Below are 14,589 nucleotides of genomic sequence, written 5' to 3' on the forward strand. Positions count from 1 at the left end.
CATGAGCAGCCTGGATTTCGATCGTTACTACATCGCCGCGATCTGCCGCGCCGAAGCCGAAGCCCTGCGCGGCGAAGTCGCCGCCTGCGTCGCCGCGAGCCGTTTGCCGGCGCGGTTCCACGCGCCGATCGCCGACGGCGCCAGCGAGTACCTGATGCAGCGGCTGTGCTGGATGTTCCAGAAGGCGTTCGTGTTCGAACTCAACCGCTATGCCGCGGGCGCACCGAAGCGCGACGACGCGCCGGCCGCGCCGACCGCGGTCGGCGACCCGGTGTTCGTCGCCTTCGTGCAGGCCATCGCCGGTGGCGAAGCCGCCCGCGAACTGCGCCAGCGCTACGGCTTTTTGTACCAGCGCGCGCAATGGTTCTGCGCGGGCTTCATCGAATTCCTGGGCGAGCATCTGCTGCATCTGGGCGACGACCTGCCGGCGCTCGCGGACTTCGATCTGCGTGCAGGCGAGGCACCGCAGCGGGTCGAATTCGGCCTGGGCGACCCGCACCGCGGTGCGCGCGCCACCGTCCGTTATCGCTTCGAGCGCGTCGACCTGTACTACAAGCCGCGCGGACTGGGGCTGGACCTGTTGTTCGCGCGATTGCAGCGTCTGGTCGACGAGGATATGGCGGTACTGGCCTCCATCGACCGCGGCGACTACGGCTGGCAACTCGGCATCCGCGGAGGCGGCGCCCAGGGCAAGGCGGCGGCCGAACGCTTCTACCGCTCGCTTGGCGTCTGCACCGCGGTCGCGCATGCGCTGTGCGGGTCCGACCTGCACTTCGAGAACATCGTCACCGACGCGCAAGGCCGGCCGTTCTTCGTCGACGTCGAGGCCTTGTTCACCAACACCGCGCGCATCGACCGCCAGCCGCCCTCGAGCGTGCCGTTGCTCGATGCCGAACGCGAACTCGACCGGCGTCTCGGCGAATCGGCGCTGTCGGTCGGGGTGGTGTCGCTGCGGCGCACACGCGAGGGCGTGTTCTCCGGCGCCGCGCAAGGCGACCTGGTGGCCGCACCGGTGTCGCGCGAAGTCGCGGTCGACGCCAGGACCGCGAACATGCGTCTGTCGCGGGTGCAGGAGACGATCCAGATCGACAGCCCGGTGCCGCGCGTAGACGGCGAGCCGGCCGCATTCGCCGCGCATTTCGACGGGTTCGCCGCAGGCTATCGCCGGGCCGCCGCGGCATTGGCCGCGCACGCGGAGGAAGTCGAAGTCTTGCTGGGCGACAACGCCGCGCTGCGTTCGCGGCAGATCCTGCGTCACACCTATCTGTACGGCCTGTTCCTGGCCGAGACCACCCACCCGGCGCTGGCCGACCCGGCCAAGACCGATGCTTTGTTGCTCAAGCTGCGCCGCGAGGAAGCCAGCAAGCCGTTCCTGCGCCACCTCTATGCCAGCGAACGCGAACAGATGCTGCAGTTCGACATCCCATACTTCGAGGCTCGGCTCGACGGCCGCGACCTGCTCAGCCCCTGCGGCAAGGTCGAAGGCTTTTTCGAGCGCTCGGCGCTGGAGCAAGTGCGCGAACGTCTGGCGCGATTCGCCGATCCACGCTGGATCGCGCGCCAATTGAGCTACGTCGCCACCGCATTGGGCTGCGAAACCGGCCCCGCCCTGGGGCAGGGCGATATCGCCGACGGCGCTGGCGCGCTGCTCGCCGAACAGGCGGTGCCGGGCGAGGGCGACGGCAGCGTGCTGTGGACCTACAGCCCGCCGGTCGGCACGCCCGGCGGCGAGTTCGCGATCATGCCGATGGGCCCGGATCTCTACACCGGCCTCGCCGGCCTGCTGCTGTTCCTGTCGCGCCGCTGCGCGCACGGCGCCAGCGCCGACGACCACGTCTTGACCGAACGCCTGATCGCCACCGGCCGCCGCATCCTGGTAGAACGCAGCCCGATGCTCGGCAGCGGCGCCTACTCGGGCGTGGAAGGGCTGATCCTGAGCCTGAGCGAAGCCGCCGGCGACCGCGGCGACCGCGAACTCGCCTGGCTCGCGCTCGAAACCTTCCTGGCCCGCGAACCGCAATGGGACCCCGCGCGCCACGACATCATCGACGGCGCCGCCGGCATCGCCCTGGTGGCACTCGCATTGCATCGCCAACATCGAGACCCGCGCCTGCTCGACGTCGCCCGGCGCCTAGCCGACCGCCTGATCGAAGCTGCCCGCGACACCGCCGACGGCCCGGAATGGTGGCTGCACGGCGTCGACCGCTGCGTCACCGGCTTCGCCCACGGCGGCAGCGGCATCGCCTTCGCCCTGATCCACCTTGCACGTGCGCTAGGCCACGCGAACATGCACGAACTCGCGCTGCGCGCCCTGCGCCGCGAAGACCGATCGTTCAACTCCGAAATCGGCCTGTGGCCGGACACCCGCATGGACGAACCGCAGTACTCGCTGGGCTGGTGCAACGGCGCTGCGGGGTTCTTGCTGGCGCGTGCCGAGGCTTGGGAGGACCTGGAAACCTGGCAGCGCGAGCATGTGCACACCGCGTTCGCGCGCAGTGTCGAGTGGTTCGGGCGGTTGCAGGACGATTCGCTATGCCACGGCACGGCGGGAGTTCGGCTGGCTTTGGCCAAGGTCGCGGACAAGTTGGGGCTGGCTTTCGATTTGCCCGAGCCCGAGCCCGAGCCGCCGCCCGGGCCGCCGGGCTACCGCGCCGGCTGGCATCACGATCGAGGCAACCTGGGATTGATGGTGGGGCTGTCCGGCGCGGGGCTGGCGCATGCGAGCGGGGCATACGGACAGGCTGGACCGCCGTCCGGGTGCTGTCCGCTGACCCTGATCTAGCGTCTTCTAGCCTTGCCTTGCCTTGCCTTGCCTTGCCTTGCCTTGCCTTGCCTTGCCTGACCTGACCTGGCCTGGCCTGGCCGTGAGGCCGGGTCGCACGATCCAACCGTGCAGCGCGAGCCGGCGGCGCGCCGTTATCGAGGCGGGAGCGGTGGGATATCGGTCGCTGCTTCGCCGGCCTTTTCTTGAACCGATCGGCCGGCGGCGTCCGGCCTGAGCCAGCCGGCCACGGTGCAGCCGGCGAGCATGCCGAGCAACTGCGCCAGTACGAACCCCGGTACATCGTCAGGGCGGATCCCGGCGAAGGTCTGGGTCAGCGAACGCGCCAGGGTCACCGCGGGATTGGCGAACGAGGTGCTGGCGGTGAACCAGTACGCGGCGAAGATATAGCTCGCCACCAGGGCCGGAACCGCCGCGGGACGATGGCGGACGCCCAGCACGATGGTCAGCAGCAAACCGAACGTGGCGACCGCCTCGCTGATCCACTGCGGCAGACCCGTACGGACATGGGTGCCGGGCTGGATCGCGGGAAGCTCGAACATGGCGTGGGCGAGCAGCACGCCGCAGATCGCAGCGACGGCCTGCACGGCGATATAGGCCGCGGTCTCGCCGTTGCGCAGCTCGCCGCGCAAGCGCATCGCCAAGCTCACCGCCGGGTTGAAGTGCGCGCCGGAGATCGGTCCGAACAGGACGATCAGGACGTACAAGGCGCCTGCGGTCGCAGCGGCGTTCGCCAACAGCGCGACGGCGTCGTTTCCGTCCGCGAGCGCGACGCCCATGATGCCCGAGCCGACCACCGTGGCCAGGAGCAGGGCGGTGCCGACGAACTCGGCGATCAGTTTGCGCGCCAGGCTCATCGCAGCGCCGCGAGCAGCGATTTCACCCGCGACGAGATTTCGTCGCGGACGGCGCGGTAGCCGTCGTCGTCCATGTGCTTGGGGTCGGGCAGGGCCCAGTCTTCGCGGTGCCCGGCCGGTATCCACGGACAGTCGTCGCCGCAGCCCATGGTGATCACCGCATCGAACTCGCCGTCGATGTCGTCGAGCGACTTCGAAGCGTGCCTCGTCAAGTCGTAGCCCAACTCGGACATGAAGCGGATCGCCTTCGGGTTGATGACGCCCGACGGTCTGGAACCGGCGCTGAGGGCTTCTACCTGGTCGCCGCCGTGGATGCGGGCGAAGGCCTCCGCCATCTGGCTGCGGTTGGAGTTTTCGACGCAAACGAACAGAACGCGTTTAGTGGGAGTCATCGGGATCGAATCAGAGGGTGTGAGCGATCTGGCGCAGGTGCTGTTCCTGGGCCAGGCGGTCGAGCTTTTCGAGGGGCAGCGCGAGCAGCAATTCGATCCGGCGGCGCAGACTCAGCCAGGCGTATTTGAACGCGGCCGGGTCGCCGGGACTCAGCGCCGGGTCGGGCACCCCCCAATGAGCGACGGCCGGGTGGCCGGGCCACACCGGGCAGGCTTCGCCGGCCGCGTTGTCGCAGACGGTGATGACGAAATCCATGACCGGAGCGTCGGGGCGGGCGAATTCGTCCCAGCTCTTGGTCCGCAACGCATGGCCGGGGTCCAGGTCCGCGATCAACTGCGCGGCCAGCGGCTGCACGCGGTCGGCGGGGTGGCTGCCTGCGCTGTAGGCGCGAATGCGGCCTTTGCTCATGAAGTTGAGCAAGGCCTCGGCCATCTGACTGCGGGCCGAGTTGCCGGTGCACAGGAACAGTGCGTGATAGGTTCGATCGGTCATGGCGTGGCGGGCGGATTGAAGGGACAAAGGCGAGGGGTCGCAGACGCGCGGAACGCAGACCGGCGCGGGGTCGCAACCGGCGCCGCCGGCGCAGCAGTTCTCGGACAGATACGCCATGAGGGCGTTCATCTGCAGGTAGTTCGCGCGGACGCGGATTACCCGGCCCTCGCGCTGGTCCTGGACCAGCGCCGCGGCGCGCAAGACGTTGAGATGGGCGGTCAAGGTCGCCGGCGGCAGGTCCAGGCGCTCGCGCAGTTCGCCGACCGACAAGCCGTCGGGGCCGGCCTGCACGAGCTGGCGATATGCCGCCAGCCGGGACTCGTGGCTGAGCGCTCCAAGGGCATGTAGGGCGGTTTTCGTCTCCATGATTCCAGTATTCCAGAATATTGGAATTAATTTCAATCGCGGACCGCCGAACGGCTTGACGCGGCTCGGCAGGGATCCATATAGTTGCGACTAGCAACGTAATTCCCGCCATGACCAAGACCGCCGCCAAGCCGACTGCCACCAAGCCGAATGCCGCCAGGTCGAATGCCGCCAGGCAGAGTCCGGAAGGCTCCCGCCTGCTCGTCGAAGCCGAGGCGCTGCACGCCGCCGTCTCGGACCTGGTGCGGATCTATCAGTTCCGGGACCGCGACAAGATCTGCTGCTACGACATCTCGGTGACTCAGTGCTACGCCCTGGAGGCCTTGGTCGGCCTTGGGCCGAGCCGTAGTCAGGCGCTCGCCGAGGCGCTGCGGCTCGACAAGAGCACGACGACCCGCGTGGTCGATGCCCTGGTGCGCAAAGGCTATGTCGAACGCCTGCCCGATCCAGACGATGCGCGCGCGGTTTCGTTGCGCGTGACCCCCGACGGCCGCCGCTTGTACGAGCGGATCAACAGCGAGTTGATCGCACAGCAAATGGAGTTGATCCGCGACCTCGATCCCGAAGTCTGCACGGCCGCCACCGAAATCCTCAAGCGCCTGACGCGTGCGGCGCAAGCGCGCTTCGTGTCCGGCGTGAGCGTGGGCGGATGCGCGCCCGCGTGCGGCACCGAGGGGAAGTGCGGCTGAGTTTTTTTGTCCATTTAGTTGCTACTGACAACAGGTGAAAAATGATCGAGATCCGCTCCGCCGTTGCCGCCGACGCCTCCCCGATTGCTGCCATCTACAACCAGGGCATCGCCGAACGCTCGTCCACTTTCGAAACCGTCCCGCGCACGGTGGCCGACATCGAACGCCGTCTGGCCGACGTCGCGCGCTATCCGCTGCTGGTCGCCACCGATACCGCAGGCGCGGTGATCGGCTGGGCCGGTCTGAGCGGTTATCGCCCCCGCGATTGCTATGCCGGCATCGGCGAGTTCTCGGTCTATCTCGACAGTCAGGCGCGCGGCCGGGGCGTCGGGCGTCGCCTGTTGCAGGCCTTGATCGAAGCCGCCCGGGAGCACGGCTACTGGAAGCTGCTCTCGCGCATCTTTCTTTTCAACGACGCCAGCCGCGCGCTGTGCCGCTCGGTCGGTTTTCGCGAAGTCGGGATCTACCAACGGCATGGTCGGTTGGAAGGCCGCTGGCTCGATGTCGTCATCGTCGAGTACCTGATCCCCGAAACCGCTTCCGATACTTATCCCCTTACCGAAGCCGCCGCCGCTAACTGAAGGAGAGATCCATGAACCTCGCACTTCCCGTTGTCGTCATCGGCGCCGGCCCGGTCGGATTGGCGGCCGCGGCGCATCTGCTCGAACGTGGGCTGACGCCGTTGGTCCTGGAGGCCGGCGATTCGGTCGGCGCCGGCATGATGCGCTGGGCGCACGTGCGGATGTTTTCGCCATGGCAGTTCGCGATCGACCGGGCCGCCGCTGCGCTGCTCGGCAAGCATGGCTGGGCGGCTCCCGATCCGGCGCAGTTTCCCAGCGGCGGCGATGTAGTCGAGCGCTACCTCAAGCCGCTCGCATCCACGCCGGAGCTCCATCCCCATGTCCGCACCGGCGCGCGCGTGGCCTTCGTGAGCAAGCAGCGGCGCGACCGGATGAAGGACACGCAACGCGACGACGTGCCGTTCGTGGTCCGCTATGTCGATCGAGCCGGCGAGCACGAAGTGCTGGCGCAAGCGGTCGTCGATGCGTCCGGCACGATCGAGCACCCCAACCCGATCGGGGCCTCGGGCGTACCGGCCATCGGCGAACGCGCCTTGAGCGAGCGGATCTTCCGTGGCCTGCCCGATGTGCTCGGCGTACACCGCGAACGTTATGCCGGCAAGCGGGTGTTGGTGGTCGGCAGCGGCCACTCGGCGTTCAACGTACTCAACGACCTGGCGCGGCTGGCTCGCCAGGTCCCGGGCACGCGGATCGAGTGGGCGCTACGCCGTCCGTCGCTGCGCCGCGTGCTAGGCGGAGGCGAACACGACCAGCTCAAGGAGCGCGGGCGCCTGGGCCTGGCCGTCGGCAGGCTGCTCGAAGAGGGGCTGCTGCAGGCGACGACCGGTTTCCATCTCGATCGCCTGGAACTTGCCGCCGACGGCATCGTGGCTCACGGCGACGGCAAGCAGCTCCGCCCGGTGGACGAAATCGTCGCCGCGACCGGCTTTCGCCCGGACCTCGGCCCGCTCTCGGAATTGCGTATCGCGCTCGATCACGGTACCCAGGCTCCGCTCGCCTTGGCGCCGCTGATCGATCCGAACCTGCACAGCTGCGGCAGCGTGCGGCCGCACGGCGCCGAAGAGCTCAAGCATCCGGATGCGGGCGTTTATATCGTAGGCATGAAAAGCTACGGGCGCGCACCCACGTTCCTGCTGCTGACCGGCTACGAGCAGGTGCGTTCGGTGGTCGCCGCGATCGCGGGCGATTGGGAGGCGGCGCGGCGCGTCGAGCTGGTGCTTCCGGAAACCGGCGTATGCATCACCCAGTTCGCGGAAGAAGACAGCGCCGAAACGAACAACGCCTGCTGCGGTCCAACGCCCGCCGCGAGCGCATCGGCGATCGAATCTGCAGCCGGCGGCGGTTGTTGCGGCGGCCCGGCGCCGGCCGCTGCCGATGCCTGCTGCGTGCGCGATGCGCAGGCCAAGGCCGAGGGAAAGTCCGGGTGCGGCTGTGGCAGCCGGACCGCCGCCGCGGTCCAGCCGTCTGCGGCGGCGTGCTGCAAATGAAGGCGATGCCGGCGCCGATGCGTCGCGCCATCTGGCTGCTGGGGCTTTGCCAGTGCGTGCTGTGGGGCGTGCTGTATTACAGCTTCTCGGTATTGCTGGTACCGATGGAGGCGGCGCTCGGCCTGTCGCGCATGGCGGTCGCCGGCGCCTTCTCGATCGGCCTGGCCGCGATGGCGCTGTCGGCGCCGTGGATCGGTCGCTGGCTGGATGAAGGGCATGCTTCCCTGCTTACCCGCACCGGCATCGGCCTGGCGTTGTCGGGCTTGCTGATCGTGGCGAACGCGCAAGGGCCGCTGGCGCTCTATCTCGGCTGGCTCGGTATCGGCATCGCGATGGCGGCCTTGCTGTACGAGCCCGCGTTCGTGCTGGTGATCCGGGCGGTGTCCGACGAAGGGCACCGCTTGCGCGCGCTGGCCGCGGTGACCGTATTCGGCGGGTTGGCCAGCACCGTCTTCCTGCCGTTGCTGTCGATGCTGATCGAACATCGGGACTGGCGGACGGCGGTGCTGGCCTGCGCGGCGGCGGTGGCGCTGGTCGCATGGGTGATGGAGCGTCACGTCATTCCCGGACTGCCGCCGGCCGATGCGATTCCGCGCAGGAACGACGTGCGTGCGAAGACCTGGCCGCCGCACCTGGTCAAGCTGGTGGCGATCTTCGCCTCGGGCACCTTGGCGAGCATGGCGCTGACTACGCTGCTGATTCCCTTGTCGATCGAACGCGGCGCCTCGGTCTCCGTCGCAGCGCTGGTGCTGGCGGCGTTGGGGATCGCGCAATTGCCCGGACGCGTCTGGCTGCTGCGCGGACGCGGCCCGGTGCCCGCGGGCGTGTTGAAGACCGCGCCGATCGCATTGCAGGTACTGGGGTTGGCCGCCGTGGTGGCCGCGCGCGCGCCGGTATGGGTGGCCGCCGGAGTCGCCGTATTCGGGCTGGGCGCGGGATTGCAGACGCTGGCGCGGCCGTGGCTGGTGCAGACCCTGTATGGCGCCGCGGACGCCGGGCGCTGGAACGGCGAGGTCGCGCGCATGCAGGGCTTCATCCGCGCCGCGGGGCCGGTCGGCGCGGCGGCGATCGCATGGATGGGAGGAGCCGCGCTCGCGCTCTCGCTCGCGGCCGGTCTGCTGCTGCTGACCTTGCCTGTCGCACGGCGTCTGCCGGCATGAACGCACTCACGAGGAAGTCACGGATGAAACGCCTGATCTCGCGATACCTGCTGGGCGCGACGGTTCTCGGCAACCTGGCGCTGTTCTTCCTGGCGCGCCGGTACGGCTGGAACCTGGAGCTGACGGTGCTGCTGGGCGCGTTGGCCGCCTTCATCGTGGCATCGGCCCTGGAGCGCGTGCTGCCGCACGACCGGTCTTGGTCCGGCCACCGCGCCGACACGTCGGTCGACGCGGCCAGCGCGGTCGTCGTTGTGGCGATCGTCGACCCTTTGTTGAAATTCGCCGGCCCGGTGGTGGCGGTCGCAATCTGGCGGTCGTTCGACATGTCCACGCCGCTGAGTAGTTGGCTGGCCGCACAAACCTTCGTCCCGCAATGGCTCGCGGTCGTCGCACTGAGCGAGCTGGGGCGGTACTGGGCGCATCGTTGGCACCACACCCACGCTTGGCTATGGAAGCTGCACGCCCTTCACCACAGCAGCGAGCGCCTGTACGCGCTCAACAATTTCCGCTTCCACCCGCTCAATTACCTCCACAACTTCCTGCTGGGCGTGTTTCCGCTGATGCTGTTGGGCGTCCCCGCGGACGTCATGCTCGGCTACCTGGCCCTGAGCCAACCGGTGCTGATGCTCCAGCATGCCAATCTGGACCTGCGCAGCGGTTGGTTGAACTACGTGTTCAGTACCAACGAGGTACATCGCTGGCACCACTCCACCGTGCCGGCCGAGGCGAACCGGAATTACGGCTATGCGCTGGTGCTGTGGGACCACGTCTTCGGGACCTTCCGTTATCTCCCGTCCCGCAACGCTCCGCGCCGGATCGGGCTGTTCGCCGAAAGCGGCGGCTACCCGGTGCGCGGTAGTTACCTGGTCCAGTTGATGGAAGCGTTCAAGCCCGGTTGCTGCCGCCTGTACGGATGACTCGAGTCTCGTGCGATCGCTGGCGGCGGCGCCGGCGGTTCCGGCAGCCCAAGGCGCGCGGCGCGTCGCGGGCAGGATTCGCGGAGAACTCGGCGGAGTCGGTCGGTGGAGGCGTCTATGCCTGCGGTTTGCAACGGCCACGAAAAAGCCGGCACTGGGCCGGCTTCGTCGTACGCTGGTATTCATGGTGGAGCGGAGGAGGATCGAACTCCCGACCTTCGCATTGCGAACGCGACGCTCTCCCAGCTGAGCTACCGCCCCACTTCGGGGATCGAGTTTAGCGGGCCTCGCTGGGAGGCGCTAGTCCTGGCGCTCGGTTCCGCAGCCTCGGTTGTGCGGACTCAGCTCTGCTGGGCCAGCAAAGGAGCGAGGTCGGGCTCGAGCGCGGCGCGGCGCCAGCCGGACAGGGCGTCGGGCCAATCGCCGTGGTCGAGCAGGGCTTCGAGCCAGCGGCGCGAGGCGAGCACGCCGTCGGGCAGGCCGAGGGCGGCGCTGCGAGTGGCCACGGCTTCTTGCAGTTGGCGCAGGCGCTGTTTGTCGCGGGTTTCGGCGACGCCGGCGTCGGGGGTCTGGTCTTCGTCGGCCAGCGGGGTGGTGAGCGCGGCCCAGATGGCGTCGCCGAGCTTGCGCGGGGCTTTGGGGTGGGCGTCGAGCTGGCGCTGCAGGGCGTCGCGGTCGGCCGGGACCTGGCGCGCGATCGAGACGGCGAGTTCGTTGTCGAGGATCCAGCTGCGCGGGCGATCGCTGTCGCGCGCGTAGGCGTCGCGCCAACGCAGCAGGCGCACCAGGCGGCGCTGGGCCGGGGCATCGAGGAACTGGGCGCTGCGCATCGACAAATGCGGCCAGCGTTCCGGGGCTTCGTTTTCGGCGTTGTGGACGGTGCGGGCGGCGTCTTCGTCGAGCCAGGCGCGGCGGCCGAGCGGGGCGAGCAAGCCGTCGAGGGCGTCGAGCATGGCGAACAGGTGGCGCACGTCGTCGGCAGCGTATTCGAGCTGCGAGGGCGACAGCGGGCGGCGCATCCAGTCCGAGCGGGTCTCGCCCTTGGCCAGGGCCACGCCGGTCAGTTGTTCGACCAGCTTCTGATAGCCCAGGCCGCTGCCGATGCCGGCCAGGGCCGCGGCCTGCTGGGTGTCGAACAGCGGCTTGGGCACCACGCCGCAGGCGTGCTTGAAGGCGACCAGGTCCTCGCTCGGGCTGTGCACGATCTTGAGGATGGCCTCGTCGGCGAGGATCGGCGCCAGCGCTTCGGCGATGCCGGGGCGCAAGGGGTCGACCAGCAGGATCGTCGGTTCGTGCGCGTCGGCGTTTTCGATCGCGATCTGCACCAGCGCCAGCTGCGGCCAATAGGTGCGTTCGCGGATGAATTCGGTGTCCAACCCGATGCGCGCGGGCTTGACCTCGAAATGCGCCTGCAGCGCGGCGGGGGTGTTGATCCAGACGGGCATGTTTCGGTTCTTTCGCGTGGCCGGCGTGAAGGTTGCCGGGGCGGGCGACAATAGCCTACTTTTCGCGGCGGCGGGTCGCGGTGGCCCCGGCAGGGCAAGGCGCGCAAGGCGGTGGGCCGGGTATTGCCGCTCTCGCGGGGCCGAGAGGCCGCGACCGCGCGTGCCGGCCCGGCCCGGACGCATTGCGCGCACGCCGCCTGAACATGGCGCCGCGGTCGAAGCGATATGCTGTCCCATCGATCGCCAAGACGATTCCGGAGAGGTTGCAGGTTGCGCGCATTGATGTGGTCGGGCATCGCCGCGATAGGGCTGCTGGTCGGGTGCACCGACCGGGGCGGCAAGGCGTCGTCGCAGGACGCCGGCGCACGCGCGCCGATCGTGACGGTCAGCGCCGACCAGGCGGTGTCGCCGGTACCGCCGTGGCGGGCGCCGGCCATCGCGGTCAGCGCCGAGAACCTGGAAGACTTGAACAAGCGCGGCGAGGCGGCGCTGGCCGAAGGCCGCCTGCATGCCGACGCCGATTCGGCGATCCCGATCTATCTGGCGCTGCGCGCTTACGCCCCGGACGACCGCCGCTTCGCCAAGGGGCTCGACAAAGCGGTGGCCCTGCTGCTGGCCGATGGAGATGCGGCGCTGAAAGGCATCGACGACGATCCCCTGGCCCTGCGCGGCGCCCATGAGGCGGCTGCGGTCGCACGCGTGGCGGCGCCCGGGCATCGCAAGGTGGAGGCCTTTCTGGAGCGGGTCGACCGCGCCGACCAGGCCCAGGAAGCCAACCGCCTCGGCGAGGAAGACTTGAACGCCGGCCGCATCGGCGAGAACGGCCGGGGCGGGGCGCTGGCGCGGTTCCGCGAAGCGCTGGAACTGCGGCCGAACGATGCACGCGCCTCGCAGGGCATCGCGGCGGCCGAGAGCGCGCTGATCCGGCGCGCCGAGCTCGCCGCCGAACGCGACGATTACGCCGGCGCCGACCGCTGGCTCGCGGCCGCCGCGCAGGTCCGGCCCAAGTTCGATACCGCGGCCACCGCCCGGGGCCGGATCGCGGCGCAGCGGCGGGCCCGGATCGGCGGCCTGCGCGACCAGGGCATCGCCGCGCTGCCGAAGTTTGGCGGCATCGACGTCGCGCGCGGGCATCTGGCGACCCTGCTGCGGATCGCCCCGGCCGGCGACCCGGCCGCGGCCGAACTGCGCGAGCAGATCGAATTGGCGACCCATTACGGCCTGTTCCGGCCCGGCCAGGTGTTCACCGATGCGATGAACCTCGGCGGGCGCGGGCCGGCGATGGTGGTGATCCCGCACGGCGCGTTCCGGATGGGCGCCGAGCCCAGCGAGGTCGGGTCGACCGATGCCGAGCGGCCGACCCGCAACATCCGCTTCGAGCGCGGCGTTGCGATGTCGCGCTACGAGATCACCGTCGGCGAGTTCCGCCGTTTCATGAATTCGACCAAGCACCGCGCACGCGCGGTGCGGCGCGGCTATTCCACCGCCTACGACGAACGCAGCGGCAACCTGGTGCGGCGCGGCGGGGTCGACTGGCGTTCGGACTACGCCGGCAACCCGGCCGCCGACAACCTGCCGGTGGTGCACGTCAGCGCCAAGGACGCGGTGGCCTATGTCGAGTGGCTGTCGGCGATCACCGGCCAGCGCTACCGGCTGCCGAGCGAGGCCGAGTTCGAGTACGCGCTGCGCGCCGGCACCCAGGGCGCCTATCCCTGGGGCGACGGCTCGCCGCCGGCGCGGGCCGGCAACCTCACCGGCAGCCTCGATGCGTCGCCGAGCCGGCGCCACTGGCGCAACGCCTTCCAGGGCTACGGCGACGGCGCCTGGGGGCCGATGCCGGTCGGCAGCTACGCGCCCAATGCATTCGGTCTTCACGACATGGCCGGCAATGTCAGCGAGTGGGTGGCCGACTGCTGGCACGACAACTACCGGCGGGCCCCGCGCGACGGCGCGGCCTGGTTCAACCCGGGCTGCCGCACGCGGGTGTTGCGCGGCGGTTCCTGGTCGAGCTCGCCGGCGCAGTCGCGCGCGGCGTGGCGGCAGGGCACCAGCGCGGACACCACCAACGGGCGGCTCGGGTTCCGGGTCGTGCGGGAAATTTGAGTTCGATGGCTCGAGCGGCGCGGACCCGCGACTGGGTTCATGATGGAATCGCGCCGCGCGCAGGATGCAGGCGGGCAGGGTGGCTGCAGGCTTCGGCCGCGGCCGGCAGTCAACGGATCGGGCCTGGGCCCGTGGCAGCGGGAGTGTGGAAATGAGGATCGATCCCATGGGTGGCGCGAGTCGCGCGCAAGGCCGGCGCGGCTTCGGCGGGTTCCGTTGGTGGATCCTGGTGCTGTTCGCGATCTACGCCGCGTGGTCGTGGTTCGGCAGCGCCCAGACCGACCCTTACACCGGCGAGAAGGCTCATTACGGCGCCAGCGCCGACGAAGAAGTGCAGCTCGGCGCGCAGGCGTTCCAGCAGGTGCTCGGCGACGCGAACGCGCAGCGCGCGCTGCTGCCGGCCAACGCGCCGCAGACCCAGGACGTGCGCGAGATCGCCCAGCGCCTGATCGAGAAGGTGCCGCAGGTGACCGAGACCTTGGCCACGGCCAACGGCCAGGCCGCGCCGACCGACTACCGCAATTTCCAGTGGGACGTGGCGGTGATCAACTCGCAGGACGCCAACGCGTTCTGCCTGCCCGGCGGCAAGATGGCGGTCTACACCGGCTTGTTCCCGGTCACCCAGAACGACGACGCGCTGGCGGTGGTGATGGGCCATGAGATCGCGCATGCGCTGTTGCGCCACGGCTCGCAGCGCATGGCCCAGCAGAAGCTGGTGCAGATGGGCCAGATCGCCGCGGGCATGGCGGTCGGCGGCATGGACCCGCAACAGCAGCAGATGGTGATGGGCGCGCTCGGCGCAGGCGCGCAATACGGACTGGTGTTGCCGTACGGCCGCAACCACGAGACCCAGGCCGACCAGGTCGGCTTGATGCTGGCCGCGGCCGCCTGCTACGACCCGCGCCAGGCGATCCCGTTGTGGGAGCGCATGTCCCAGCTCGGCGGCGGCCAGCGCCCGGCGGAGTTCGCTTCGACCCATCCGGACCCGGCCAACCGCATCCAGACCCTGCAGGGCTTGATGCCGAAGGCCCTGCAGTTCTATCAGGCCAACTGCGCGAGCCGGCCGTTGCGTTGAGGCAAGGGCGAGGCAGGAGCAAGAAGCAGGGACAACAGCGACAGCAAATCCCCTGACCCTTCAACAAATGGGGAACAGCCAAGCGGTAGGGAAAGGTGTCGAGGTCCTCGCGAGATACAAAAAAACCGCCTTTCGGCGGTTTTTTTGTTGCGGCGACAGTCGAGGGGCCTCAGCCTTTTCCCGAGTCCCGAGTCCCGAGTCCCGAGTCCCGAGTCCCGAGTCCCGAGTCCCGAGTCCCGAGT

12 protein-coding genes and 1 tRNA gene are annotated in these 14,589 nt (G+C 69.4%); 8 read left to right on the plus strand and 5 right to left on the minus strand.

Going from position 1 to position 14,589, the window contains the following annotated elements:
• The first annotated feature begins 1 nt into the window (after position 1).
• Entirely contained in the window at positions 2–2,782 is a 2,781-nt protein-coding gene (locus tag AC6CH2_RS19105; protein ID WP_498270571.1) for a type 2 lanthipeptide synthetase LanM family protein, read from the plus strand.
• A 134-nt stretch (positions 2,783–2,916) separates the two neighbouring features.
• Here the strand turns inward: AC6CH2_RS19105 and AC6CH2_RS19110 are convergent, their stop codons facing one another.
• The 3 genes from AC6CH2_RS19110 to AC6CH2_RS19120 are packed head-to-tail and all read right to left on the minus strand — an operon-like array spanning position 2,917 to position 4,890.
• Entirely contained in the window at positions 2,917–3,639 is a 723-nt protein-coding gene (locus tag AC6CH2_RS19110; protein WP_498270572.1) for an aquaporin, read from the minus strand.
• Positions 3,636–4,031: an arsenate reductase ArsC gene (locus tag AC6CH2_RS19115; protein ID WP_498270573.1), complete on the minus strand. Its 396-nt coding sequence runs from the start codon at positions 4,029–4,031 to the stop codon at positions 3,636–3,638. The genes AC6CH2_RS19110 and AC6CH2_RS19115 overlap by 4 nt, the downstream gene beginning before the upstream one ends.
• Before the next feature lie 10 nt (positions 4,032–4,041).
• Positions 4,042–4,890 carry an arsenate reductase/protein-tyrosine-phosphatase family protein gene (locus AC6CH2_RS19120; RefSeq protein WP_498270574.1) on the minus strand — a complete coding sequence of 283 codons (849 nt, stop codon included), beginning with the start codon at positions 4,888–4,890 and terminating at the stop codon, positions 4,042–4,044.
• 110 nt (positions 4,891–5,000) lie between these two features.
• On the opposite strand from AC6CH2_RS19120, the gene AC6CH2_RS19125 reads away from it, so the two are divergent.
• Genes AC6CH2_RS19125 through AC6CH2_RS19145 form a run of 5 tightly spaced genes read left to right on the plus strand, consistent with a single transcriptional unit; the run spans position 5,001 to position 9,724 of the window.
• Positions 5,001–5,579, plus strand: a complete 579-nt coding sequence (locus AC6CH2_RS19125; RefSeq protein WP_498270575.1) for a MarR family winged helix-turn-helix transcriptional regulator — start codon at positions 5,001–5,003, stop codon at positions 5,577–5,579.
• 41 nt (positions 5,580–5,620) lie between these two features.
• Positions 5,621–6,160: an arsinothricin resistance N-acetyltransferase ArsN1 family A gene (locus tag AC6CH2_RS19130; RefSeq protein WP_498270576.1), complete on the plus strand. Its 540-nt coding sequence runs from the start codon at positions 5,621–5,623 to the stop codon at positions 6,158–6,160.
• 11 nt (positions 6,161–6,171) lie between these two features.
• Positions 6,172–7,647 (plus strand): FAD-dependent oxidoreductase, encoded by a 1,476-nt coding sequence (locus AC6CH2_RS19135; RefSeq protein WP_498270577.1) that lies wholly within the window; start codon positions 6,172–6,174, stop codon positions 7,645–7,647.
• Positions 7,648–7,664: 17 nt separating this feature from the next.
• Positions 7,665–8,807: an MFS transporter gene (locus AC6CH2_RS19140; RefSeq protein ID WP_498270578.1), complete on the plus strand. Its 1,143-nt coding sequence runs from the start codon at positions 7,665–7,667 to the stop codon at positions 8,805–8,807.
• Between the two features lie 23 nt (positions 8,808–8,830).
• Positions 8,831–9,724, plus strand: a complete 894-nt coding sequence (locus AC6CH2_RS19145; protein ID WP_498270579.1) for a sterol desaturase family protein — start codon at positions 8,831–8,833, stop codon at positions 9,722–9,724.
• A gap of 185 nt (positions 9,725–9,909) precedes the next feature.
• Here the strand turns inward: AC6CH2_RS19145 and AC6CH2_RS19150 are convergent.
• Positions 9,910–9,985 (minus strand) — tRNA-Ala (locus tag AC6CH2_RS19150).
• Positions 9,986–10,065: 80 nt separating this feature from the next.
• Positions 10,066–11,169, minus strand: a complete 1,104-nt coding sequence (gene rnd / locus AC6CH2_RS19155; protein ID WP_498270580.1) for a ribonuclease D — start codon at positions 11,167–11,169, stop codon at positions 10,066–10,068.
• A gap of 270 nt (positions 11,170–11,439) precedes the next feature.
• Between rnd and AC6CH2_RS19160 the strand changes: the two genes are divergently transcribed.
• Positions 11,440–13,272, plus strand: a complete 1,833-nt coding sequence (locus tag AC6CH2_RS19160) for an SUMF1/EgtB/PvdO family nonheme iron enzyme (protein ID WP_498270581.1) — start codon at positions 11,440–11,442, stop codon at positions 13,270–13,272.
• A 151-nt stretch (positions 13,273–13,423) separates the two neighbouring features.
• Positions 13,424–14,347, plus strand: a complete 924-nt coding sequence (locus AC6CH2_RS19165) for a M48 family metallopeptidase (protein WP_498270582.1) — start codon at positions 13,424–13,426, stop codon at positions 14,345–14,347.
• Positions 14,348–14,589: the final 242 nt, after the last annotated feature.

It is taken from the genome of Lysobacter sp. GQ73 (assembly GCF_059758755.1).